At 41.0% G+C, this 24,841-nt stretch carries 17 protein-coding genes; 10 read left to right on the top strand and 7 right to left on the bottom strand.

All coding sequences use genetic code 11. The features are described from left to right. Nucleotides 1-202: 202 nt before the first annotated feature. Complete coding sequence (locus AC1XUO_RS09075) at nt 203-1,069, top strand: SGNH/GDSL hydrolase family protein (RefSeq protein WP_483329454.1); 867 nt, start codon at nt 203-205, stop codon at nt 1,067-1,069. A gap of 85 nt (nt 1,070-1,154) precedes the next feature. Here AC1XUO_RS09075 and AC1XUO_RS09070 read toward each other — a convergent pair whose 3' ends face one another. Continuing rightward, nucleotides 1,155-2,009 carry a hypothetical protein gene (locus tag AC1XUO_RS09070; protein ID WP_483329453.1) on the bottom strand — a complete coding sequence of 285 codons (855 nt, stop codon included), beginning with the start codon at nt 2,007-2,009 and terminating at the stop codon, nt 1,155-1,157. A gap of 489 nt (nt 2,010-2,498) precedes the next feature. Here AC1XUO_RS09070 and katG point away from each other — a divergent pair, with 489 nt between their 5' ends. After that, a complete protein-coding gene (katG, locus tag AC1XUO_RS09065; protein WP_483329452.1) occupies nt 2,499-4,772 on the top strand; it encodes a catalase/peroxidase HPI in 2,274 nt (757 codons plus the stop codon). A gap of 59 nt (nt 4,773-4,831) precedes the next feature. Here katG and AC1XUO_RS09060 read toward each other — a convergent pair whose 3' ends face one another. From AC1XUO_RS09060 to AC1XUO_RS09050, 3 genes are all read right to left on the bottom strand, one after another. Beyond that, nucleotides 4,832-6,160 carry a rhamnogalacturonidase gene (locus tag AC1XUO_RS09060; RefSeq protein WP_483329451.1) on the bottom strand — a complete coding sequence of 443 codons (1,329 nt, stop codon included), beginning with the start codon at nt 6,158-6,160 and terminating at the stop codon, nt 4,832-4,834. Between the two features lie 532 nt (nt 6,161-6,692). Beyond that, nucleotides 6,693-7,166, bottom strand: coding sequence for an Hsp20/alpha crystallin family protein (locus AC1XUO_RS09055; protein ID WP_483329450.1), 474 nt, complete (start codon nt 7,164-7,166; stop codon nt 6,693-6,695). Nucleotides 7,167-7,245: 79 nt separating this feature from the next. Next, nucleotides 7,246-7,548 carry a hypothetical protein gene (locus tag AC1XUO_RS09050; RefSeq protein ID WP_483329449.1) on the bottom strand — a complete coding sequence of 101 codons (303 nt, stop codon included), beginning with the start codon at nt 7,546-7,548 and terminating at the stop codon, nt 7,246-7,248. Nucleotides 7,549-7,804: 256 nt separating this feature from the next. On the opposite strand from AC1XUO_RS09050, the gene AC1XUO_RS09045 reads away from it, so the two are divergent. The 4 genes from AC1XUO_RS09045 (at nt 7,805) to AC1XUO_RS09030 (ending at nt 14,802) form a co-directional block, all read left to right on the top strand. Then, nucleotides 7,805-8,029, top strand: coding sequence for a hypothetical protein (locus tag AC1XUO_RS09045; RefSeq protein ID WP_483329448.1), 225 nt, complete (start codon nt 7,805-7,807; stop codon nt 8,027-8,029). 523 nt (nt 8,030-8,552) lie between these two features. Further along, nucleotides 8,553-11,390: a M16 family metallopeptidase gene (locus AC1XUO_RS09040; RefSeq protein ID WP_483329447.1), complete on the top strand. Its 2,838-nt coding sequence runs from the start codon at nt 8,553-8,555 to the stop codon at nt 11,388-11,390. Between the two features lie 429 nt (nt 11,391-11,819). Then, nucleotides 11,820-13,955 (top strand): hypothetical protein, encoded by a 2,136-nt coding sequence (locus tag AC1XUO_RS09035; RefSeq protein ID WP_483329446.1) that lies wholly within the window; start codon nt 11,820-11,822, stop codon nt 13,953-13,955. A gap of 88 nt (nt 13,956-14,043) precedes the next feature. Beyond that, the gene (locus tag AC1XUO_RS09030) at nt 14,044-14,802 is read left to right on the top strand and encodes an oxygenase MpaB family protein (RefSeq protein ID WP_483329445.1); all 759 of its coding nucleotides are present in this window, start codon (nt 14,044-14,046) and stop codon (nt 14,800-14,802) included. Nucleotides 14,803-15,336: 534 nt separating this feature from the next. Here AC1XUO_RS09030 and AC1XUO_RS09025 read toward each other — a convergent pair. After that, nucleotides 15,337-16,074, bottom strand: coding sequence for an outer membrane beta-barrel protein (locus AC1XUO_RS09025; RefSeq protein WP_483329444.1), 738 nt, complete (start codon nt 16,072-16,074; stop codon nt 15,337-15,339). A 264-nt stretch (nt 16,075-16,338) separates the two neighbouring features. Between AC1XUO_RS09025 and AC1XUO_RS09020 the strand changes: the two genes are divergently transcribed. After that, nucleotides 16,339-17,991, top strand: coding sequence for an ArnT family glycosyltransferase (locus tag AC1XUO_RS09020; RefSeq protein WP_483329443.1), 1,653 nt, complete (start codon nt 16,339-16,341; stop codon nt 17,989-17,991). 40 nt (nt 17,992-18,031) lie between these two features. Here the strand turns inward: AC1XUO_RS09020 and AC1XUO_RS09015 are convergent, their stop codons facing one another. Then, nucleotides 18,032-19,033: a TolB family protein gene (locus tag AC1XUO_RS09015; RefSeq protein ID WP_483329442.1), complete on the bottom strand. Its 1,002-nt coding sequence runs from the start codon at nt 19,031-19,033 to the stop codon at nt 18,032-18,034. Nucleotides 19,034-19,281: 248 nt separating this feature from the next. Here AC1XUO_RS09015 and AC1XUO_RS09010 point away from each other — a divergent pair, with 248 nt between their 5' ends. Both AC1XUO_RS09010 and AC1XUO_RS09005 read left to right on the top strand, forming a co-directional pair. Beyond that, on the top strand, nt 19,282-21,606 hold the full coding sequence (locus AC1XUO_RS09010) for a DPP IV N-terminal domain-containing protein (protein ID WP_483329441.1): 2,325 nt from the start codon (nt 19,282-19,284) through the stop codon (nt 21,604-21,606). Nucleotides 21,607-21,753: 147 nt separating this feature from the next. Then, nucleotides 21,754-21,924, top strand: coding sequence for a hypothetical protein (locus AC1XUO_RS09005; RefSeq protein WP_483329440.1), 171 nt, complete (start codon nt 21,754-21,756; stop codon nt 21,922-21,924). A 560-nt stretch (nt 21,925-22,484) separates the two neighbouring features. Here AC1XUO_RS09005 and AC1XUO_RS09000 read toward each other — a convergent pair. Further along, nucleotides 22,485-23,177 carry a GNAT family N-acetyltransferase gene (locus AC1XUO_RS09000; RefSeq protein WP_483329439.1) on the bottom strand — a complete coding sequence of 231 codons (693 nt, stop codon included), beginning with the start codon at nt 23,175-23,177 and terminating at the stop codon, nt 22,485-22,487. Nucleotides 23,178-23,319: 142 nt separating this feature from the next. On the opposite strand from AC1XUO_RS09000, the gene AC1XUO_RS08995 reads away from it, so the two are divergent. Continuing rightward, nucleotides 23,320-24,582, top strand: a complete 1,263-nt coding sequence (locus AC1XUO_RS08995) for an MFS transporter (RefSeq protein ID WP_483329438.1) — start codon at nt 23,320-23,322, stop codon at nt 24,580-24,582. Nucleotides 24,583-24,841: the final 259 nt, after the last annotated feature.

Raw genomic sequence — 24,841 nt, 5'->3', positions numbered from 1 at the left:
AATTTGATAGGTTCCGGTGGACCGTTTTTAGACCGAAATATCTATAATATTATTGATTTGATGTTACTTATTATAAAAAAATGTTCGTTAACAATTTTGTAAAAAACGATTCCGAACAAGTATTTTACAGATTAAACTGTATTTATTTACTCAAACAGATTTTTCGAATAAGTCTGTAAAATCTTATCTTAAAACCAGTGATATGAATAAATACAAGATGGACAATCGTCAACATTTCGTAAAGAAAATAATTCTCTTTGGACTCTTAATATGCATATCCGTCGCCTCTGCTTCCAGAAAAATTACCTGGGTTGCCATTGGCGATTCCATTACTTATCTAAACGACCATCAGGACGAAACCGGCAATAGGGTAACGAAAGGTTATCTGACCTTAATTTCGGAAAAATTTAAAAATATCGAGTATGTTAATCAGGGGCATAATGGCTGGACCTCCATCAACATAGCCGAAAAGATTGAATCTATCGGGTTGGTAAAGGCGGATGTTTATACAATATTTCTGGGGACTAACGACTGGTGGCAGGGGAAAACATTGGGGACCATTTCGGATTATAAAGACAATACCGGTTCAGGCACAGTTTATGGTGCATTCCGGATCATCAATAACAAATTAAAAAAGCTTAACAGTGAGGCTGAGATCATCCTGATAACTCCTATGCAGCGGGGTGATTTTGTTTATATCAATAATGCCAAAAATAATGCTTACGGATCATACAGGACTAAAAAGGAGCAGGAGCTCGAAAATTTTGCGAATGCTGTGGCTGAAATAGGAAAACTCGAAAATTATCCGGTCGTGGATTTATATCACGAAAGTGGTATGACACCGGAAAATATGGTAAACTTCAAACGGTTGAAAGATCCCCAAACCGGCAAGTATGAAAATTATACCTATCCCGGTTATACGGCAGTTCCATACAATCCAGATTCCGACGACTACCCATATCCGCCCGAAGCGATCAATATGACTTATGACGGATTACATCCATCAGATAAAGGGTATGAGATCATCGCCAATATGCTGATTGAAAAATGGAAAGGACTGAAAAAGTAAAGTATCCAGTCTGTCTCCTGTTTTGAAAAAAAAATCCCCGGCCGCAAATTTGCAGCCAGGGATTTTTTTTCAAAATAGATTGTGTCTAATAGTATTGAAGGTCTAAAACAATCGGACTGTCCGTCTCTTCTCCACCATCAACATTAATGAATCCTCTTGTAATGGTTATTTTTTTCGGGTAACCATTTGGAAGATATTCATAAACATAAGTTGATTTTACGCCGCGGTTATTTACATTGTAAACCGTTTCAATCAACGGATTATTTGGGCTTACCGCATAATTAGTGAAATTTCCTTCCCAGTCAATACCCAGATCAAAGAACGGATTTGGCTTCGTGTCGTAAGTAAATTCTACTTTGTTTGTTTTCGCTGACTGAGATTTAACCACTCTGTAAGTTTGCGAAACGTTGTTCTCACCATTCCTCACATACGTCACAACATAACCATCACCGTTAGAAGGGCTCGCAACTTCCTCAACAATAAACCCGGCGTTATTAAACTTGTAGACTTTGTTTACCGTAGACGAAGTCAAAAAGTTCTGTTCAGTAACTTCACGTATCGAGTCCGCTTTGGCAGGGGCATATTGCAAAGTAATTCTTGGATCCTGTTTTTCAGAAACAAATTCAGTTTCAGGGGTAATTTGTGCAACCAAAACTTCCGCTTTTTGAGGGGCGCTACCGTTTCTTGTGAAAATACCTGTCTGGAAAAATCTTGGTTTTGAAAATGCAACGTACTTTTTATAACCGCTGAGATATCCTTTTGAATAAGCATATTCGATCAGCAGTTTTCCGTTGAACGTTACACTTTTAAGTTTTACACCGACTGTGTCTGTGCCAAAAGGTGCCTGGTGCTCAATGGCAACGACCGGGTCAGGTTCGGTCGCATTCGAGTTGCATGAGATGGCCGCTAATAATACTGCTAAATAGAAAAAATTTTTCATGCCTGCTTTTGTTTTTGATTATCCTTGGTAAAAATTATTCTTAATAAACTTAGTTGGGCAAATACATTAAATGTAAGTTTCTTTAAAGTTAAATTTTAAGTAGGAAGGTCAATCACTGAAACTGGCGCATCATCTGGAGTAAACGCAAAAGTTGGGTGCAATTAGCTAAAATAATTCTACTTGTCATAATTATTTGTTCTACATTTTAATTTATCATCTGCCAAATCATCCAAGCCTGCGTTTCTAATAAAATTTTAATCATCATTTTTGTCTTAATCACCTTAGTTTTTGCCGTGATAAAACCAACTCAGGAACTGGTAACTCATTGTCATCATGGGATTTGATCAGACTTTCCGTTTTTTTAATAGATTTTACCTATTTCATTATAAAATTAATCGATTGTTATTATTATCTTGAATATTATAATTTTAATGGTCTGCAAGCGATTTAGGTGCAGTCCAGTGTTTGTTAAATCATGAACTAATTAAAATGGAAAACGAATCAAACGATATCGGCAAATGCCCGTTTCACAATGGCACGATGCAGCATAGTGTTGCTGGCGGAGGTACACGGAACCGTGACTGGTGGCCTAACCAGTTGAAGCTGAATATTCTGCGTCAACACTCTTCTTTGTCCAATCCGATGGCAGACGACTTTAACTATGCGGAAGCTTTTAAAAGTCTGGACCTGGAAGCAGTTAAACAAGATCTTCATGCACTGATGACCGATTCTCAGGATTGGTGGCCGGCGGATTTTGGCCATTACGGTCCTTTGTTTATTCGTATGGCATGGCATAGTGCCGGTACTTACCGTGTAGGTGATGGCCGCGGCGGTGCAGGTTCGGGGCAGCAGCGTTTTGCGCCACTGAATAGTTGGCCGGATAATGTAAGTCTTGACAAGGCGCGCAGATTACTGTGGCCGATCAAGCAAAAATATGGCAAGAAAATTTCCTGGGCAGATTTATTGATTCTTACAGGTAACGTGGCCCTGGAATCAATGGGCTTCAAAACATTTGGTTTTGCAGGAGGTCGTGCGGATGTATGGGAGCCTGATGAGGATGTTTACTGGGGAGCGGAGACAACTTGGTTGGGAAATGATAAGCGTTATGCAGATGGTTCGCCAGGCGTTGCTGATGATGGTGTGTTGGTTTCAGATGAAAATCCGGGACGCGATATCCATTCACGTAATCTGGAAAATCCGCTTGGTGCCGCACACATGGGGCTTATTTATGTGAATCCTGAGGGTCCGGATGGAAATCCAGACCCGATCGCATCTGCAAGAGATATTCGTGAGACCTTTGGCCGTATGGCTATGAATGATGAGGAAACTGTGGCGTTGATCGCGGGTGGACATACATTTGGAAAAACACACGGAGCTGCTCCTTCTGATCATGTGGGTGCAGAACCGGAAGGTGCTGACCTGGACGCCCAAGGTTTTGGCTGGAGCAATAGTTATGGTTCTGGCAAAGGCGCGGATACGATTACCAGCGGATTGGAGGTAATATGGACTACGACGCCTACTCAGTGGAGCAACAATTTCTTTGAGAACCTTTTTGCTTTTGAATGGGAATTAACCAAAAGTCCGGGAGGCGCACACCAGTGGGTTGCCAAGGATGCCGGTGATATCATCCCGGATGCCTACGACAGTTCCAAAAAGCATGCTCCAACCATGCTTACGACTGACCTTGCTTTGAAATTTGATCCGGCCTATGAAAAAATATCACGCCGCTTTTTAGAAAATCCTGACGAATTCGCTGACGTTTTTTCAAGAGCATGGTTCAAACTGACCCACCGTGATATGGGGCCTCGTGAACGATACTTAGGTCCGGATGTTCCGTCAGAAGAATTAATCTGGCAGGATCCGATTCCGGCAGTGGATCATGCCTTGATCGATGAAAATGATGCAGCAGGTTTAAAATCTAAAATTTTAGGTTCAGGACTGTCTGTTTCAGAATTGGTATCTACTGCCTGGGCTTCGGCTTCAACTTTCCGCGGTTCCGACAAGCGGGGAGGAGCTAACGGCGCGCGTGTGCGACTTTCTCCTCAGAAAGACTGGAAAGTAAATAATCCGGTTCAACTGAAAAAAGTACTTGGAGTTTTGGAAGGACTGCAAAGCGAATTTAACAATGCACAAGTGTCGGGTAAAAAGGTTTCTCTGGCTGACCTAATCGTATTGGCGGGCGTTGCCGGTGTAGAAAAAGCGGCGCAGGATGCCGGACATTCTGTTAACGTTCCTTTCACACCAGGGCGCATGGATGCTTCACAAGCGCAAACGGATGTGGAATCGGTTGGATATCTTGAACCCGCGGCTGACGGTTTCCGTAACTACAAAAAAGCCAAATTTTCAGTGTCTACCGAAGCATTGCTGATTGACAAAGCCCAGCTTCTCACATTGTCAGCACCCGAATTGACGGTGTTGGTAGGCGGAATGCGCGCTTTGGGAGCCAACTTTGACGGATCTAAAAATGGTGTGTTCACGAGTCGCGAAGGCCAGCTTACCAACGACTTTTTTGTCAATCTGTTGGATATGAGCACCGCATGGAAATCAATGTCCGCAGATAAAGAACTTTATCTGGGAACTGACAGGGCAACAGGTCAGCCGAAATGGACTGCAAGTCGTGCAGATCTTGTGTTTGGTTCAAATGCAGAATTGAGGGCAATCGCAGAAGTTTACGGAAGTGCAGATGCTCAGGAAAAATTTGTGAAAGATTTCGTAAAAGCCTGGGACAAAGTGATGAATCTTGACAGGTTCGATCTGAAATAGGTTTTGATTCAATTAAAAATCCCCTCTTACTTTCTGGTAAGGGGGGATTTATTTTTAGTTTATTGAATGTTTTTGCCGTTGACTTTTACATTATTCATTGTAAAATTCTTACCAACCGTTTTGTCGTACGAAGCATTTTTAGCGGTAATATCGAGGTTATCAAATTTAAAGTTTGAGAGTTTGTCATATTCACCTGGGCTCACATCAAAAAATACTTCGCATTTCAGCTTGATATTTTTCAAACTGATGTAATCACAATAAGATAACGGAACATCTTTCCTGCCTTTCAGATCAAAAAACTGTTTCCATGGTTTTACATAAATTAAACTATGCGCCTGCCCATCTATATTTTCAACACTTATAAATTCATATTTTTGCGGAGTATCCGGTCTCATTTTTAGCCAAAGCACACGCATCGCATTGGTAATGTGACAGTCACGCATCACGATATTTTTATTGTGAATGGCTTCGCTGCCGCAGGTCAGGGCCGCGTGACAAAAGCCAAACTCACAGTCTTCGATCATGATATTTGAATTGCCGCCGTTGCCTGGGTCCTTATCTGCATATGGTCCTTTTCCTCCTTTCAACGCAATCGCATCGTCGTTGACCGCCAGATAACAATCTTTGATTAGCACATTATTGCACACATCCAGATCTATCGCGTCTGTGCTTGGTGCCTTAATGGGTTCGTGTGGTGCTGTTATGCGCACATTGAGGATTTTGATATTGTTACACTGATAATAATGGCTCGTCCAGAAACCCGAATTTTGGAGCGTAACATCCTGCACCTGCACGTCGTTACTTTTCCAGATAAAAACCAGTCTTGGCCGGGAAACTTCAAGGTTAGTGCAATTAGGATTTTCCTTCCTCCTTTGCCAAAATGCCTTCCAATAATTCAGTCCGTTGCCATCGATGGTGCCTTGGCCTGAGATTGTAAAACCGTTGACACCATACGCATTCACCAGTGCAGGGAAATAATCCAGACTTTGCCCCTCCATTCGGGAGGCCATGATCGGATAGTCCGCGATTTTATCGGAGCCTTTCAGCACTGCACCTTTCGAAACGAAAAGGTGAGTTTTAGGTTTGAAAAACAGGGCTCCGCTTAAAAACGTACCTTTGGGAAAAACAACCACCCCACCACCTTGCTGCTCAGCCTTATCGATTATCTTTTGCAAAACGGCTGTTTGCACAACGGTACTATCCATTATCGCGCCATGGTCGGTGATGATGAATTGCCTGCCAAGATCGTTAATATTAATTTTTGAACTGTCCGAAAACCAGTTTGGAATTTTAGTCCCATCTGGAAAATAAGTCGATTTTTCCGTTTGTGCAACCGAAGAAAACGAAACAATTATAAAGCTCAAAAACAGTAAAATTGATTTAATCATCACAGATAATTGTAGTTTGATAGCAATCCAAAATTGCAATTATTTTTTGATTTAATACAGTAAATCGATTGGATACTGGGATTTTTGAATGGGTAACGATTGATAGGAAGACTTTCTTAACTGCCGGCTTCTCGCGCAAATCGTTTATTCAAATAATAAATTCTCAGCCTTGAATTTTAGAGCTTAAAAAAATTGCTGAATGAAATATTTAGTACTTTTTGTTATATTGTTTTGACATTTAAACTGTTAAGATCATGCTGGACAAAATTATGAAGTGGCTTTTATTCGCTATACTTTCGCCTTTTTATATTTCAACAAAGTGGTGGGAAACGTTTAAAGGCGATGCTCAAAAGTTGGAGTAATGAGTTGGTTTGGAAAAAATGACTTTGGTTGCGTTATATAAGTGGTAAGTATAACGAAAGCAAAGTTAGTTCCGGTTATTAAATAACTAGAACCAACTTTGCTCTTTAGAAGATGATCACGTTAGTAATGCATTTTAGGCCTCAGAATGCAATTTTCTAACACCGTTAGATTAACTTACAGGCACTTCTTGTGCGGGAATATTCGTTGCCGGATTTTTTGGCAAGGTTACAATCAACACGCCGTCAATGTATGTCGCGCTAATGCTGTCTGTCAGAACTTTACCGTTTAACTGAAAAGAGCGTTCAAAACTGCCGAATTCGTACTCCTGATGGCTGAAACTGACTCCATCATTTTCCTGCGTTTTTGGAGCTGAATAGGATATAGTCAGGATATCCTCAGTTGCTGAAATCTTGAAATTACTTTTATTCAGTCCCGCAGCGTAGAGCGAAATTATAAAAGAGGAATCATTTTCCTGTATGTTGGCCGCTTTACGATTTGCAAATTGCCCACCGAAAACTTTATCAAAACGCCCCTTGCGAGCAAAATGTTCAGCGAATTTGCTTTTGAAACCGTTACCACACCCGTGGCCATTATATCTGAATCCTTGTTCGTTTTGTGAATCTGTTTTTGCTTGATTATACATGATCTTAAAATTTAATCTGAATGAAATATTTATAATTTAATGAACCTCCACCGTACCAATGTGACCCGGCGATTTTTTACTAGTTGATAGGGATAATGGTTGATGATTTAGAAAACTTTGGCGAAACTACGATTGGTTGGCTGGCCATACCGTAATGGTTGCCAAGTGGTGTGATACCACCGTGGTAATTTTGAAATTCATGCGGTACCGACATGTTCTGTCTGTCATTGAACAGAAGGCGTTTTACCAGCATCACCGCACCCGCCACGAATAGTGTGCCTAGTAACAATTTGAATAAAGTAGTAACGATAAGCGCTGCAAGGCCTACGATTACAGTTGCGCCGATAAGTCGGGGAAATATAAAACGAGCTTTATTTTTCATTATTTGTCTTAATTAATTTTAAACTGATTGATTTATTTCTACTGATTTTTAGGGTAGACGCGCCACAATAATTTTTACTTTATGAATCGCCAAATATTTTTTAATAATCAAAAAATGTAGTGAAAGTAACTTTAACGGAATTGCTGCAACTGCCTCTAATTCTGATCAGTGAAAAAGAATCGATACCGGTAGCATACTTCAAATAAAAATTGATGGCATGCTTTTAGCATAGCAACCATAAATAAATATCAGCACTATGAACGCAAAAAATAACAGATCAAAAGAATCACTTTCTCCGGGGGCAGTTGTTGCAGGAATCGTACTTGCTGCCGCCTATGGTTTCGCCGCATCAGTATTATTGACACCGCTCTCAGGAAAACAAACAAGGTTTAGATTAAAACATTTTTTGGATAGAAGACCAGGGCGCAGGTACAATGGGGATTTGTTCAAGCAGGATCATGATCTGGTCATTGTTGAATAATTTTCTCTTCGTCACCAAACCAATGTGTTGCCGGATTTATTATCTGGCAACATTTTTTTTGTTATCAATGATAAAATGGAATGTTCATCTTTTTTATTTTTTTTACTGGAAATAAAGGGAAATGGTTTGATGATCCGACTGCATTAGCTGCTTTGGACGTTTCATTTAGTGGTCAGCGGTAGTCGCTAAATTGAAACTGTTTTTTCTTTTAAGTCTCCGAAGTATCATGTCAATGACTATTATATCTTTTCTGGATATAGGAAATTGGTCCGACGTATCAGATTAAGCCTTTTTTGCACTAGGAAAGGTGGCTCAAAGCGAAAATAAATCTGAGGCAGGTTAATCTATTGATGAATTTCCGATCGATAGCGTGTAAAATCGAAAGTATTTAAGAACTTACGTTTCGAAAACGGGTTTACCCGAAATAGCCAATCAATTTCCTGATACGCGTGGTTTCCAATAATCAGCATATCAGCATTTTGGGAAAAATAAAATGTTCCAAGTTTTAAAAACAGTTTGAAAAATGAAAAAACTGATCATTGCGGTTAGCGCTTTGTTTTACTTGCAGGTACCTGTTACGGTAAACGGACAGGCGAAATTAATTGAAAAGGTCGTTCGAAAAGGCTCCGAAACCATCATTCCCTATGAGCGTTATGTTTTGCCGAACGGACTGACGCTGCTGATCCACGAAGATCACAGTGACCCGCTCGCGCATGTGGATGTTACCTATCATGTGGGATCGGCCCGTGAAGAGATAGGGAAGTCGGGATTCGCGCACTTTTTTGAACACATGATGTTTCAGGGCTCGGACCATGTGGATGATGAACAACATTTTAAGCTGATCACCGAAGCCGGCGGAACTTTGAACGGAACTACCAACCGCGACCGGACGAATTATTTTGAAACAATCCCGGCAAATCAGGTGGAAAAAATGTTATGGCTCGAAGCTGACCGGATGGGTTTTCTTCTTGATGCCGTAACGCAGAAAAAATTCGAGGTGCAGCGTGCTACGGTTAAAAATGAGCGTGGGCAGAATTATGATAACCGTCCCTACGGGCTGGCCGGGGAAATGGTCTCTAAAAATCTATATCCTTATGGAAATCCTTACAGCTGGCTGACGATCGGATATATCGAAGATCTGAACCGTGTTGCAGCTGTGGACTTGAAAAACTTTTTTCTTCGGTGGTATGGGCCGAACAACGCAGTTGTAACGATCGGTGGCGATGTGAATCCAAAACAGGTTCTTGCCTGGGCTGAGAAATATTTTGGCCCGATACCGAAAGGTCCAGCCGTTAAACCAGTCGTGCTTCCCGCTCCTGTTCTGGAAAAAGACCGCTATGTTTCCTACACCGACAACTATGCCAAATTGCCGATGTATTATATGGTCTATCCAACAACGCCGACATATAGTAAAGATGAACCGGCACTGGACTGCCTCGCTGAAATACTAGGTCAGGGAAATAATTCACTTTTGTATAAAAACCTGATCAAGGCTAACAAGGCGGTCAATATGTCGGTGAATAACAGCACGAGTGAGTTATCCGGTGAATTTGGTTTTCGTGTTATACCTTATCCCGGACAAAAACTATCTGATATCGAAAAAACGATTCGTGAAACTTTGGTGGAATTCGAAAAACGTGGCGTGAGCGATCAGGATATTTCCAAGTTCAAAAGCCAGAGCGAAGCGAATGTTATTTATGGTCTTGAAAGCGTTTCAGGCAAAGTTTCGCAGCTTGCCAGTTTTTACACTTTCACAGGGAATCCAAATTACATTGGCAAGTTCCTGAAAGACTACGCTTCTGTTACTAAGGAAGATGTGATGCGTGTTTACAACCAGTATATCAAGGGTAAACATGCTGTGGTTTTGAGTATTCTTACCAAAGGAAATGAGGATAACAAGGCCGCTGACGACAACTACACCATTTCTCAGGCAGGTTATAAGGCTCCTGATTATGGATATGCCGGGCTTAAATACAACAAAGCAAAAGATAAATTTGACCGCAGCAAAATTCCTGCGCCGGCAAGTGCGGTTGTTGTAAAAGCGCCTGAATTGTGGAAAGGCAAGATGGGCGATATCAAGATAATTGGTACCACAGCGAATGAAGTACCCGCAGTCTATTTATCGTTAAGTTTTAAGGGAGGCGCATTTCTGGACAGTGCTTCCAAATCCGGCACGGCGAATTTGTTTGCTGCGATGATGGGAGAAGATACTAAAAATTATACCTCAGAAGCATTCTCCGTAGCACTTGACGAACTCGGAAGCAGCATTGACATCTACGCAGCTGACGACGCAATAAAGGTTCAGGTACGTTCGCTGACAAAAAATCTGGATAAAACGATCGCGCTTTTGGAGGAACGTTTACTTCGCCCGGCATTCAATGATCAGGATTTTACAAGAAATCAGAAACGATATTCTGAAAGTATTAAAAATGCATTGAACCAGCCCGCTACTGTGGCAAACCTGGTCTACAATTCTTTGCTTCAGGGTGAAGAAAATCCCCTTGGACGTTCTACTTTAGGCTCTCAGGCAACGATCAATAATATCAAACTATTTGATGTAGCGTATTACTATAAAAATAAATTCTCGCGAAAAGATGCGGAGATTGTGGTCGTTGGTGATGTCACTGAAAAAGATATCTTATCAAAACTTACATTCCTAAATGAAATGCCTGGCAATGAAATCACATTCCCGGCTTTCCCTTCCGCTCCGAAAGTTGAAAAAACAAAGGTATATTTTGTAGATGTTCCCAATGCCGCACAAACGGAATTTCGAGTAGGGAAAGTTACTGACATGAAGTACGATGCGCTTGGCGATTATTACAAATCCAATGTGATGAATTATCCCTTAGGTGCCGCTTTCAACAGTCGTCTGAATTTATATCTTCGTGAAGATAAGGGTTGGACTTATGGCGCCCGTTCTTATTTTGCAGGCGACAAATACACCGGAACCTATACTTTTACTTCCGGGATAAAAGCGGAAGCCACAGATAGCGCACTCGTTGATGTGTTAAGAATCATCACTGATTTCGAAACCAAAGGGATGACTCCCGAAGAACTCGCATTCACGCAAAGTTCAATTACGCAAAGTGAAGCAAGAAAATATGAGACTGGTTTTCAGAAAACGGGATTTTTGAGCAACATCCAGACTTATGATCTGCCACAGGATTACACCGAGAAACAGAACCAGCTTTTGAAAACACTCAGTGCTTCGGATGTCAACAAACTGGCATCAGGAAATCTTCCGAAGGAAAAAGCCCTCGTAATCGTATTGGTAGGCGATAAGACGAAATTACTGGATAAAATATCGGCCAGAGGATTTGAGGTCGTTGAACTTGACCGCGAAGGAAAACCGGTTAAATAGTTATTTTAATGCGTTAGAAATCCGGTCTTTCTGTAAACATTTACAGAGAGACCGGTTTTTTTATGTCTTTTCTGTGCAACCGGCAAATCGGTGCCATGTTTTTTTCTGGTAAAAGTAGAAAAGTTCAAATTTGCCAAATTGATAGTCTGTCAGAATAGGTTGGCATTATCACTTGGTTTTTTGTTCCAAGAAGCTAAATCCTGATTTTTCCAAAAAATGATAACGTTCCCGGTACCGATTGCATAGAAAAATTTACATTAATCATTGGGAATACTCTAAAACATACCTTAATTACTGCTGAACCTGGCAATTTGGGTTAGAATATTTCCCGGAAAAATCGTGTCCAGTTTTGTCTTGCTGTGAATGTTTGCCGCAGAACAGTGCAGGTTTTCCCCAAATAACTGATGCCTCTTTAATCAAGAAATATTAATGAATCATTTTATAAAAGGACTGTTTTTCATTCTGGCTTTCTTTCAAATAGAGCCCATCTTTTCCCAAATTGATCGGAAATCGGTGGTCGCCAGGCACAATGTGATCGTAAAATCCATCGATACACTTTCTTCGCTGACGGTTGGCAATTGTAAATTTGCCTATACTGTCGACGTCACCGGGCTTCAATCTTTTCCTGAATATTATGCCAAAGGAGTTCCGCTGGGAACGCAGTCGGAGTGGGGCTGGCATAGTTTCCCGAACCCGGAAAACCTGAAATTTAGCGAGACTTTGAAACCGTATGATTTTAATGGCAAAGCGGATCGGTTGTATGCTGTACAAATTAATGAGCCTGCAAGAAATAAAAATGCCGTCAGTTATTTCAGAGAAAATCCGGCGCGTTTGCAGCTTGGAAATGTTGGTTTGGAGCTTTTGAAAAAGGATGGCAGTATTGCTCAACCTCAGGATCTGCAAGATATTCATCAGGAACTGAATCTCTGGACCGGTGAAATTTCAAGCACTTTTTCGTTAGGAGGAACTACCGTAAAGGTACTCACGATCGCAGATGCAGAAAGAGATATTATTTCAGTTCATATTACATCCGCCTTATTAAAACAAAAAAGGATAAAAGTCAGATTCAGATTTCCATACCCGTCCAACCAGTTTACAGATGTTGGGACAAATTATAAAAACAATTCAGCACATGAAACCACAGTAAGTCAGTCCAGTTCTGGTGCTGTTTTTAGCAGGAAACTGGATGAAGACCGTTATTATGTCAAGAGCAGTTGGACGGATAAAGGGAGATTAACTAAAACCGGCGATCACGATTTTGAACTTTTGCCTGCGCCAAAAGATAACTTTCAACTTACTGTTTCGTTCTCACCCGAGAAGGTATCCGGAAGTTTGCCAGGATTCACAGAAGTTGAAAAAAGCAGCATCACGGGTTGGAATAAGTTCTGGCTTTCAGGAGCAGCCATTGACCTTGCAGGAAGTACCGACAGCAGGGCAAATGAGCTGGAAAGGCGGATCGTTCTATCGCAGTACCTCACACGGGTCCAGTGTGCCGGAAATTTTCCGCCTCAGGAAACGGGTTTGACCTACAACAGCTGGTATGGAAAACCACATTTGGAAATGTACTGGTGGCACGCGGCCCACTACGCGCTTTGGGGAAGAACCGAATTGCTGGAAAAAAGTCTGAAATGGTATTTTGATGTGTACGATGGAGCAAGAGAAATTGCCGAAAGACAAGGTTATGAAGGGGTACGATGGCAAAAAATGACTGATCACCAGGGCGTGGAATCACCATCTTCAGTTGGATCATTTTTAATTTGGCAGCAACCGCATGTCATCTATCTTGCTGAGCTGATTTATCGGAACAATCCTTCGAAAGCAGTTTTAGAAAAGTATCAGAAACTGATTTTTGGAAGCGCAGATTTTATGGCTTCATTTGCTCATCTGGATGCCAAAACCCAGAGTTATAACCTTGGAAAGGGGATTATTCCTGCGCAGGAGTGTTACAACCCACTAGAAACATTTAACTCACCTTATGAGCTGGCTTACTGGAAATGGGCCTTGCAAGTTGCCCAAAAGTGGAGGGCGCGCTCCGGATTAAAACCTGATCAGCACTGGCAGGAAGTGATTGATAAACTGGCTCCGCCCGCGCAAAAGGATGGCGTTTATCAGGCCGCTGAAAGTGTCGAAGATTCTTATTCACCATTAAGTAAATTCACGATTGACCACCCTGCGGTTCTGGCTGCGCTGAGTACTTTGCCGGCCAATGGCGTTGTTGATACTTTGGTTATGCAGCGCACTTATGACACAATCGAAAAAGTCTGGCACTGGGAGCGTACCTGGGGTTGGGATTTTCCTATGATCGCCATGACGGCCACGCGTTTAAAAAAGCCGGAAAACGCGATTGATGCTCTTTTTAAAAATATCAGGACGAATACATACTTACCCAACGGACATAATTTTCAGGACAAACGCCTGACGATTTACCTTCCCGGAAATGGGGGAATTCTTGCAGCTATCGCGTTAATGTGTGCTGGTTCAGATGATCTTAAAACTGCAAATCCAGGTTTTCCCAAAGATGGAAAATGGAAAGTAAAGTGGGAGGGTTTGAAACCGCAGCCTTAATTATTTCCTGATCTTATGCGGGACGTTCGCGGAATCCTTTTTTCGTTAAACCCGTTTGTGAGACATGATATGGCCAATCAGTTTCAAAATGAAGTATTTCGTAGAAAAAGATTCGATCGTTAGGGAAATTTGGGGTAAGGCAGATTCCATACTTTTCATCTTTGCCGGCGCCTCAGCCGAATTTGCCTTAAATAAAGCGGTTGACTGGCTCTATTTTACCGGCCGGCTGCCTGCAGATCCTCTTGGCCGGCTCTTCTCAACGGTTTCTTATGCCCGACAAATTGTATTTTCCCGGTATGAGGCCGCGCTGGATTCAATTGATAAAATTGCTGCCATTCACCATGATGTTGAACACAGTCGGGGAGACCAAATTCCTGACTGGGCTTATCGGGACGTTCTTTTTATGCTTATTGATTACTCCATTCGTTCATTTGAGGTGCTGGAAAGAAAACTGACTCTCGCTGAAAAAGATGATGTGTTTCAAGTATTTCTCGCCGTCGGCGAGCGTATGAAAATCAGAGGTCTTCCTTTGACTTTTGAAGCTTGGGAAATTATGCGAGAACAGCATTTACAAGATAATCTGTTACACAGCGATTTCACTATGGATTTGTATAAACAATACAGGAAACATTTAGTACCGATCCGGTATCCGATGTTGAGGCAGGTTCAGATCATGGTGGTTCCTGCCAGAGTCAATCAGCTGTTGTCGCTTGGGAAAATTAAATATTTAAAACCGGTACTATGGGTTTATAAGGGCTGCCGTTTTTTAGGGTTTGAAAAATTTATTCGGAATGCCATATTACCCGGCGATTATAAAAATCAGGTAATTGAATTGGATTCGGTGTGAAATTGCATGCAGGTCGGTTATATGGATTTATAACAAACATGAAAATAAAGTCCTCGTCCCAAAAAAAGAAGGTTTTCTGATTAAAATAGCTACGGATTCTTTACCCTGATCGCGGTAAAATCTATGAAGTAACCATAAGCGCCGAATATTTGTGGTGAAGTAAGAGCACCATAACAGTCTTTGCGCCTGTACGATACATTCACCTTCAAACCATGTTTCCTGAATGGAACCGGCAAGGAAAGCGAATCCCCACAGGGAACTAACAAGTTTTTTCCTAAACTATATGTCACTCCATCAAAATCCCTGTGAGCTGTACTTAATTTACTTTGGCAATCGCATGGCCCAGGCTGATTATCCGAGTCTTTGCATTGGAGATGCAGGAAACTTACAGCCAAAAGTGTTGAAGTAAATTTTGCTATTTTGGCAAAGTTCATTTGAAAAAATTTAGATGATGTACGAGAGGTTAAGAAACCTTTGAATGCTCCATAGATCCTATTTCAAAATCGTTATTTTGACTATTATTGTACCGATCTTTTAATTCAGTTTTCCAATGATCGAAAGCTGAAAACCCTGATTTGCCCGCATAGTGTAAACCGGGACACCGATCATTGTATAGCCCGGATCAAATAATGTATAACGGATCGGCCGGTTGAACCGGTAAATCAATTCTGCTGAAAAACGTTTGGAAATGGAAAAACCCAAACCAGCTAAATAACCTAAATCTTTTTCCTGTCCTTTGTTCTGAGGGATGCTGAAATCCGCGTCAAACTTTCCTCCTTCGGTGATTATGGCGTTTGGTTTGGTGGTTTTTGAGTCGAAGGATATGGTACCTTTATAAATATAGGACGGCATAATACCTCCGGTTATATAGACTTTAATTCTATCTGGAAATGGGTAGATTTGTACAGTAAGAGGAGCCTGTAAACGGCTGAATTTGTTTTGGAAATCGTAAATATTTGTAAAGCTAAATGTTCCATCGTCCGTCACCACATTGCGTTGGATCGCGCTCCGCCTTCTCTTGTCTTCTATTTTCTCCCACTCAGGATCCAGCGAAACTGAAAAATATTTTGAAAAATTGTACCCGATTCGAATACCACCGGAATAACTTAAATCACGACGGTATTCGTCGAAAGTATTTCCGTCCAATTCCTCATTGTTGTAAATTCCCGAACGTCCGGCACCGGCTTTAAGCGCAATAGTCCACCTCGAAAACTGTGCTTCCGACGACGAAATTTTCAGCATAAGAAACACGAGGAATACATATCTGGCCATTTTCAGTGTGATTATAGATCCTTTAATCGAAGACACCTTTGTGCAGATTTTCGTTGGAATATATAACGTGAAAATATAAAAATAACGAGGAAATTATTTTATCAGCTATTTTCATTCCTATCTTGCCGCAAAAAATTCAGTTGCGAAATTCATATCAATACTGCATATATCCAGACATCAGTTTATTTGATTTTTTCAATGCGGTCTGACTAGTATTCGGTTGAAAATATCAGAATTTAAAAGAATCATTTGAAAGCTTAATTTATGACCAGCGCAGAACTTTCCCTTCAACGTTATTTTCCCTGGCTTTTATTTCTTGGTATCATGCTAAACATACCCGGATTATGGCTTGATATCATGGAACCTGACGGCGCGCTTTATGCTACAATTGCGAAGCGCATCGTTCAGCATAATGATTGGGTTAATCTCTACGGAAACGGTTCTGACTGGTTGGATAAGCCGCATTTTCCGTTTTGGATGGCTGCAATAAGTTATAAAATATTTGGTATCAATGGGTTTGGGTATAAACTCCCGGCATTTATTTTCTGGCTCGTTAGTCTGTTTTATACTTATCTGACAGCACGTGATCTGTTTAACGCTTCGGTAGCCCGGATTTCTGTCCTGATTTATGCCGTCGCACTTCACAGTGTACTTGCCAATTTTGACGTTCGGGCAGAGCCGTATCTGACAGCCTGCATTATTGCCGCGATCTGGCACATGTTGGGTATTTACCAGGGAAAACATTGGGGCCATATCGCAGCGGCGGCCGTTTTCGCTGGCTGCGCGATCATGACGAAAGGTATTTTTGTTTTGATAACCATTGCAGGCGGCTGGGTTATATTTTGGATTATCACCAGACAATGGGCTCAGTTTATCAATTATCGGTGGTGGATTTTGTTGATCCTTACTTTTATTTGTATTCTCCCTGAATTATATTGTCTGTATGTCCAGTTTGATCTGCATCCGGAAAAAGTAGTTTTTGGCCAGACAAATGTTTCCGGTCTGAAATTCTTCTTTTGGGATAGCCAGTTTGGAAGGTTTTTTAACACAGGTCCCATTCGTGGAAAAGGCGATCTCTCGTTTTTTCTGCATACTACTTTGTGGGCATTCCTGCCCTGGTCAATCGGACTTATAGCGGGCGTCGTTTATTTGGTGAAAAATGACAAAGACCGGCAGCCGGTCCGTTGGATAATTTATGGAAGTACGATCATCACTTTCATCATGTTCTCACTTTCGAAATTCCAGCTTCCACATTATATCGTGATCGTATTTCCCTATTTCTCTATCATCACGGGATATTTTTTATATCAAAAATCAAGAGTAAATGGCTTATCCACATTTGCCACGATTCAGTCTGCATTGGTATTTCTCCTCTGCGCCGCTATTCTCGGCTTGTTATACCTGACCAATATTCCGTACGCTATCCTCTGCGCAGTGATCACGTTGGCCATTGCATTCGGGTCGATTTTTATTAAGTCAGAAACTCCATTGCAGCAAATTTCATTTAAGGGTTATGCGTCTGCTGCCATGCTTTACGTATTTTTATTCCTTTTTTTCTACCCGTTTTTGCTGCAATATCAGTCGGGTAGGGAGGCTGCGCGAGTGATTTATGCAACGAATACTGAGCTACCCGTTGGGTCTTATCATGCCTTTTCTTATTCATTCGAGTTTTACAGTCCCGGAGATGTTAATCTGTTAAAAACAACAGATCAGCTTGGTTATTTTATGCAGAAAACCCCATGTTTTTTATATACAACCGCTGCGATTGGAGATAGTTTGATACAAGCGGGCGTAAAAGCAAAAATTATTCTGAAGCCCGAAAACTTCCATATTACGATGCTTAAAAAAGGTTTCCTGGATCAAAAAACCAGACATACAAAGGTTGAAAAGAGATATTTGTTGTATATTAATAAATAACAGATCTTTGATTTTTTGTAAGATTAGCAGCTGAATCTTCTCAGTCGTCAAGCCCTGTCATGTACAAATCAAAGCCACCTTTACCGCCGGGCCGGTTGGAAGAAAATACCATCAGCTGGTAGGTGAAAGACTGTGCGTCGGCAAAAATAGGGCGGTATTCGTCGTAACGCGTATTGATGCGATTTCCAAGGTTTACCGGAGTTTGCCATTTTCCGTTTACCAGCTTGGATTCATAAATGTCAAAGCCGCCAAAACCATCCGGTCTGTCGGATACAAATATCATTTTATTCCCGTCAATCGCAGGGCATTTGTCATCATAGGGTGTTGACAATTCCTCTACTTTTCTTATTGTATAATTCTCGGGATGAACCAGTTTTTGCGCGGTCATATTCTGAGGCACGGTAACAGGGATGGAAACTTCGTAAATATCAAAATTGCCGTCTCTGTTAGAACAAAAGTAAATTTTGTCGCCTTCCTGTGAAAACGTTGGATATGCGTCATCTGCGGAGGAATTCAGGATGTCAAATTTCATCGGCTCCCCGATTTTCAAACTTAAATAAGGAACATATTTGATTTCAAGATTGCCTTCGGAATCATCGGCATAAAACAATAACAGATCATTGCGTTCCGTGATCGGACCGTTAAAATATCTTGATAGTGAAATTGTTTTCGGACCAAAAACATTAAAATTCCCGTTTGCCTTTTCAGCCATGCGTACCGTTGGTTGATAGTGCATAAAATAGCTGAGATTCTGTGTTGCTGAGTTATTATACCGTTTCACACCAAGTTTTCCATCATATGTAAACTCAGCCTTGAAATAAACCAGATTTAAGAGATTCTTTTTTTCACGTTTTGAAGAAAAAAGCAAATGGGTGTGGCCGCTTTTATTGTAAGCCATGTCTGAATTATAATCATCAAACTCAGAATTAAACTCATCAAGGTTTATAACCTCACTGAGAAATTTCCCATCTTTTTCTCTAAAAAACGGGAGGCAGCTGGTGAAGAAAAGGCATAATACCAGGCAGGTTAAAATTTTTTTCATGGTTGTTGATCTGATATAACTTTTAGGAGACTTAATATTACTCGATTTGGTTGGAATCGGATATAAAATATCTGCTAATTCATAATCAAGGTTTGAAAGAGAGGGTACAGTGGTCAAATTTGATAACGAATTATAAAAAGTTGGCAGAACAACGATTCAAAACGCTGGCTTTTGAACCGGATTGGTGTAAAATGTCTATTTTGCGCTTTGAAATAATAATTCCAACTCCTGACCTATGACCATTTAACATGAAAAAGTTTGCAGTAATTCTTTTATCCGTTATGCTGGCCGGGAATGCTGATGCGCAAAAACAGCCTGATCTCACCGCAGAGGATTACAAAAAAGCCGAGAAATTTTTGGCCTACAACACCCAGAACCTGGTAGATAACGTAACCGGAAAGCCAACCTGGTTTTCGGGCGAAAAATTTTGGTACCGTACTTTAACAGCCCAGGGAAGTGAGTTTATCGTGGTGGATGTGGTAAAGGCAAAGCGTCTTCCCGCTTTTAATCATCAAAAATTGGCCGAGGCTATTTCTTCGGCAACGGGGAAAAATTATTCGGCCTTCATGTTGCCTTTCCAGAGCATTGGTTTCTCGCCAGATGAAAAATATGTCACTTTTTCTCAGGGAAATAAGGACTGGAAGTTTGACCTAAAAAGTGGTCAGCTTACCTCGACAACGAAAGCGAAATCCGATGATGAACCAAGAAGTGAATCTTTGTCACCGGATGGCAAAAAGGCTGTTTATATCAAGGATAATAATTTGTGGGTAAGAGATATGTCCACAAACCAATCCAGGCAACTGACTACCGATGGGGTGAAGGATTTTGGTTATGCAGCAGATAATGCGGGATGGCGGCACAGTGATCGCCCGATCGTGTTATGGTCGCCCGATTCTAAAAAAATATTTACCTATCAGCAGGATGAACGCAAAGTAGGTGATATGTTTTTGGTTACAACAAATGTGGGACATCCAAAGTTGGAGTCATGGAAATACCCATTGCCGGGCGACAGTGTCATCGCAATGCTTCACCGCGTGATCATCGATGTAGAATCGCCTGCGATTATCCGGTTGAAAATTTCGCCGGATGCGCACCGGGCAACTTTGGGCGATGACATCAGCAGAGGTGGCGTGCTCAGTGATGCGGAATGGAGCGAGGATGGAAGTCAGCTGGCCTTTGTATCAACTTCCCGCGACCATAAACAGGAAAAATTCAGGATTGCAGATGCAATTACAGGAGATGTCAAAGAAATTTTTGAGGAAACTTCAAAAACACAGTTTGAGTCGGGGCATAAGGGAATCAGCTGGCGTTTTTTACCATCATCGAAAGAGTTTATCTGGTATTCCGAAAGAGATAACTGGGGGCATTTGTATTTGTATGATGCGGAGTCGGGAAAGTTGAAAAACCAGATCACAAAGGGCGATTGGTTGGTGACACAGGTTATCAAAATTGATGAAAAAAGCAGGGTTGTATATTTTATGGCCAATGCCAAAGAGCCAGGCAATCCCTATTTCAGTCATTTTTATAAAATAGGATTTGACGGGAAAAACCTTGTTTCTCTCACACCAGAACCCGGTATGCATTCCGTAATTCTCTCATCATCAGGGAATTATTTTGTAGATTCCTATTCACAGCCGGATGTTCCTGTTGTTACAGTTTTACGTAATACCAATGGAAAGCTTATTCTTCCACTTGAAAAAATGGATCTAACGCGTTTGAAAACAGCTGGTTGGAAGGCTCCGATTCCATTTTCGGTTAAGGCGCACGATGGGAAAACTGATTTGTACGGACTAATGTATACGCCAACAAATATGGACTCTACCAGGACATATCCGATTGTTGATTATATCTATCCAGGACCGCAAGGCGGCAGTATTGGATCTTGGGCCTTCAATGCGTCACGAAGAGACAACCAGGCATTGGCAGAGTTGGGTTTTGTGGTGATGGAGCTTGAAGGAACCAGTAATCCTTCCAGATCAAAAAGTTTTCATGACATGAGTTATGGCAACATGGCTGATAACACCCTGCCTGATCAGGTTTCTGCGATCAGACAGCTAGCTGGTAGGCACAACTGGATGGATACCAGCCGCGTTGGTATGCATGGACATTCAGGTGGTGGTTTTGCTACGGCATGTGCGATGTTCATGTTCCCAGACTTTTTCAAGGTGGGTATTTCTGAATCCGGAAACCATGACAACAGGAATTATGAGGATGACTGGGGTGAACGATATATTGGACTTTTAACAGACACAGGAAATGGGGTTTCCAACTATGAAAACCAGGCTAATCAGGTTCATGCAAAAAATCTGAAAGGTAAATTGATGCTTGCACATGGCATGATGGATGACAACGTGCCTCCTTACAATACGATGCTCGTCGTGGAAGCACTGGAAAAAGCGAATAAAGACTACGATCTTGTCATTTTCCCCAATAGCCGACATGGATATGGAAGTTATAATCCCTACATGATGAGAAAACGCTGGGATTATTTTGTGAAAAACCTTCTCGGTGTTGAGCCACCGAAAGAATATCTGTTGCAAACTAATTCAGATCCAAGAAATTCTGTGCGATAAATTGAATAATGGGTTTAAAGAAAGGCGGGACGTAAATGTCTCGCCTTTTTTATGTGATAATCTAATAATCATTTAAAATCTGACCCATTTACCGTCTGGATTGGCATCATTTTTATAATTAATTAGATATAACTAATTCTGGTAATTATGAAACAGTCACAGACATCTAATCCGAAGCCGCAGGTCAAAGTCGAAAATAAGGATAATCTTGACAGCCGACATAAAGAGGAAGAAATGGTTAAGAAAGACCATATCACCAATAATCAAAAGGAACATCGCAGCGAAAATAAGTCGCAGAGTCAAAAACAAAGCAAATAGTTTTATATAACATTGCTGAGTTCCCAGAAATTATCCCGGCCAAAGTTTAAATCTAAAAGCTTTGCCGGGATATTTTAGTCTTTCCAAGCGGGAACTTCGATTCGTATAAATTGCTCCGGAAAATTGAGACTCATAGAACTGAATTAGCATGATTATAAAAATACTTGATTTTGTATCAAAATTTTATAATCTTAAAGCCATGAAGGTAATTTAGATGCTTTATATTACGCCAATATGAGGCAGAACATGAAAAACGATATGAATTATCATATTGTTTTGAAGGAATATTACGATCTATACCGAAGTTCTTTAAAGATTTTTTTGTTTAAATACGACTTTGTTATACATTTGTGCATTATGCACATTTTAAATGTGTAGAGGAGGGTAAGACTTATAAGAATTCCGGGCTTCCGGAATTCTTTTTTTGTATACAGTCGCGATAGGTAAGTCCTACGGGATGTTATTTGCCTGGATTTGTAAAGATTATGCTGACCGAAAAAAACGAAACATTTTGACCGATAGAGCTTCAAAGCCGGTATTTCAATGCATACGTTTATTTATCATTTATATTGAATTTGCCAAAATGGAATGATTCTTCGTTCGGTATACCCCAGCATTTCATAAATCTTTCTCGCCCGGATATTGCTGCTTACGAAATGTAAAAAGGGAACCGTTTTATGCTCAATATTTTTTTGAGAAACGTGCGCGACGAGCTGTTTTGCATATCCTTTTCCGGTATGCTGAGGGTGTGTCACGACTGCACTTATCTCTGTGAAGCCGATCATCTTCATACGTTCTCCGGCCACTGCAACCAGCTTGTCTTCGTGTATTATTCCAAAATAATCTCCGAGGAGAGGTGTATTTTTGAGGAAATATCCAGGTTGGACGAGATTTATCAGTTGAAGCATTTCTTCCCGATGATTTTCAGTTAGGGGCACGATCTTGTTATCACGATCAACCGCATCGAAATAGAGTTCATTGCAGACCATTTGCACACAATCCATTCTCGCATTCAGTCTCCAATTGTTAGTAAGCGTTGGTAAATCCCCTACCATAAAGAAATTTTCGCCGGGTGTAATCCATTGATCAATATGTTCCAAATTGACTGTCAGCGGCACTTCGCAACCTAAAAATGTCAGGAAATCTGGCTGATATCGTTTTATGATTTCGTTTCCTGATGCAAAAACTTTATGTGAACTTTGCAATGAATGCCACACAGGATTGTCTAATTTCTGGTACAGATCGTCATTCATGTTTCAACTTTAAACCCTCCATTCTTCATTCGTCTTGGATTATTATAATTGAAACTATTTTTAAAACAAATTGATCACGAGAACGGTATGTCCTTTGTTGGATTGTCTTTACTGAAAGACATAACGAAAGCTCTGATCTTTGATGAAATCGCAACTTGCTCCATCACGCTGGTACCGAATTATTCCGATTGTCTTCATCACATACAGCCTGGCCTATCTGGACAGAGCCAATTTTGGTTTTGCAGTAGCAGGCGGAATGGCTGATGATTTGAATATAACGAACAACATATCTTCGTTACTTGGCTCATTGTTCTTTCTTGGCTACTTTTTTTTTCAGATTCCAGGTGCCCATTATGCCGCCCGCAAAAGCGCCAGGAAGTTGATTTTTATCTCATTGATTTTATGGGGAGCGCTGGCTGCCGCAACCGGAATGGTCAGTAACGTCAGCTCGCTTATCATAATCCGATTTATGCTGGGCGTCGTTGAAAGCGCCGTAATGCCTTCTATGCTGATTTTGCTAAGCAATTGGTTTACAAAAAAGGAGCGATCCCGGGCTAATACATTTTTGATTTTAGGGAATCCGGTAACGGTGTTATGGATGTCCGTTTTGTCAGGATATCTTATTGATTCGATGGGCTGGCGGTGGATGTTTATCATTCAGGGTGCCCCCGGGATTATCTGGGCATTTATCTGGTGGAAAATGATCGATGAAAAACCAAGAGACGCAGATTGGCTGACAGATGTCGAAAAACTAGATATAGAAAGCCAATTGTTTGATGAACAAGTTGGAATAAAGCCTGTGAAAAATTATGCTGAGGCCTTTAAATCCAGAGCTGTTATTCTTTTGTGTTTTCAGTACCTACTATGGAGTCTTGGGGTTTACGGTTTTGTGATGTGGCTTCCGTCTATTGTCAAGGCAGCTCCGGATATGGATATTGTCACAACGGGGTGGTTATCGGCAGTGCCTTACATTCTGGCGATCATTGGAATGCTTGCAGCATCATATTTTTCTGACAAGACACAGAATCGAAAAGTTTTTATCTGGCCGTTTCTTCTGGCCGCTTCCTTATCATTTTTCGGCGCCTATCTGGTCGGCGCGAGTAATTTTTGGTTATCATTTTGTCTCTTAGTTTTCGCAGGAGGGGCTTTATATGCGCCTTACGGACCATTTTTTGCCCTAATAACAGAGATATTGCCAAAGAATGTTGTCGGTGGCGCTTTGGGTTTGATAAACAGCATTGGGGCTTTGGGCTCATTTATCGGATCGTATCTCGTTGGATACCTAAATGGGAGCACGAGCGGATTTGAAGCCTCCTATATTTTAATGTCGGTTGCTTTAATATTGGCGACGATAATCACGGTGACGGTTGTGAAATCACCAGCAATTAAACAGCGTGAGATTTAGAATCAAGTTTGAATCTGATGACCGCCGTTTAGAATAGCAGACAATTTTTTTAATTAATAATAATTTTTTTTTAGTGCCAATATTCTCAAAAATAGAAACTTAGAAAAATATAAAAATTCGGTTTGTGAAATAGTACTGTATTAAGTTTGGAAAATAAATCAAAATGTTTACTTTTGCATCACAATTGAGGGACACGGAATGAATGTGAAACAAAATTGACGTATTTTTTGACTATTTGAAATTTCGCTTTAACTTTTTA

The organism is Dyadobacter sp. HNCC25DJ186, from assembly GCF_056895235.1.
Note: the sequence above shows the minus strand (reverse complement) of the source record. Positions and strands in the feature narration are given on the sequence as shown.

What these genes read in the sequence shown, in the direction of transcription:
- AC1XUO_RS09075 (WP_483329454.1), top strand. Translation starts at nt 203, where the DNA reads ATGAATAAATACAAGATGGACAATCGTCAACATTTCGTAAAGAAAATA.
- AC1XUO_RS09070 (WP_483329453.1), bottom strand. Translation starts at nt 2,009, where the DNA reads ATGAAAAATTTTTTCTATTTAGCAGTATTATTAGCGGCCATCTCATGC.
- katG (WP_483329452.1), top strand. Translation starts at nt 2,499, where the DNA reads ATGGAAAACGAATCAAACGATATCGGCAAATGCCCGTTTCACAATGGC.
- AC1XUO_RS09060 (WP_483329451.1), bottom strand. Translation starts at nt 6,160, where the DNA reads ATGATTAAATCAATTTTACTGTTTTTGAGCTTTATAATTGTTTCGTTT.
- AC1XUO_RS09055 (WP_483329450.1), bottom strand. Translation starts at nt 7,166, where the DNA reads ATGTATAATCAAGCAAAAACAGATTCACAAAACGAACAAGGATTCAGA.
- AC1XUO_RS09050 (WP_483329449.1), bottom strand. Translation starts at nt 7,548, where the DNA reads ATGAAAAATAAAGCTCGTTTTATATTTCCCCGACTTATCGGCGCAACT.
- AC1XUO_RS09045 (WP_483329448.1), top strand. Translation starts at nt 7,805, where the DNA reads ATGAACGCAAAAAATAACAGATCAAAAGAATCACTTTCTCCGGGGGCA.
- AC1XUO_RS09040 (WP_483329447.1), top strand. Translation starts at nt 8,553, where the DNA reads ATGAAAAAACTGATCATTGCGGTTAGCGCTTTGTTTTACTTGCAGGTA.
- AC1XUO_RS09035 (WP_483329446.1), top strand. Translation starts at nt 11,820, where the DNA reads ATGAATCATTTTATAAAAGGACTGTTTTTCATTCTGGCTTTCTTTCAA.
- AC1XUO_RS09030 (WP_483329445.1), top strand. Translation starts at nt 14,044, where the DNA reads ATGAAGTATTTCGTAGAAAAAGATTCGATCGTTAGGGAAATTTGGGGT.
- AC1XUO_RS09025 (WP_483329444.1), bottom strand. Translation starts at nt 16,074, where the DNA reads ATGGCCAGATATGTATTCCTCGTGTTTCTTATGCTGAAAATTTCGTCG.
- AC1XUO_RS09020 (WP_483329443.1), top strand. Translation starts at nt 16,339, where the DNA reads ATGACCAGCGCAGAACTTTCCCTTCAACGTTATTTTCCCTGGCTTTTA.
- AC1XUO_RS09015 (WP_483329442.1), bottom strand. Translation starts at nt 19,033, where the DNA reads ATGAAAAAAATTTTAACCTGCCTGGTATTATGCCTTTTCTTCACCAGC.
- AC1XUO_RS09010 (WP_483329441.1), top strand. Translation starts at nt 19,282, where the DNA reads ATGAAAAAGTTTGCAGTAATTCTTTTATCCGTTATGCTGGCCGGGAAT.
- AC1XUO_RS09005 (WP_483329440.1), top strand. Translation starts at nt 21,754, where the DNA reads ATGAAACAGTCACAGACATCTAATCCGAAGCCGCAGGTCAAAGTCGAA.
- AC1XUO_RS09000 (WP_483329439.1), bottom strand. Translation starts at nt 23,177, where the DNA reads ATGAATGACGATCTGTACCAGAAATTAGACAATCCTGTGTGGCATTCA.
- AC1XUO_RS08995 (WP_483329438.1), top strand. Translation starts at nt 23,320, where the DNA reads ATGAAATCGCAACTTGCTCCATCACGCTGGTACCGAATTATTCCGATT.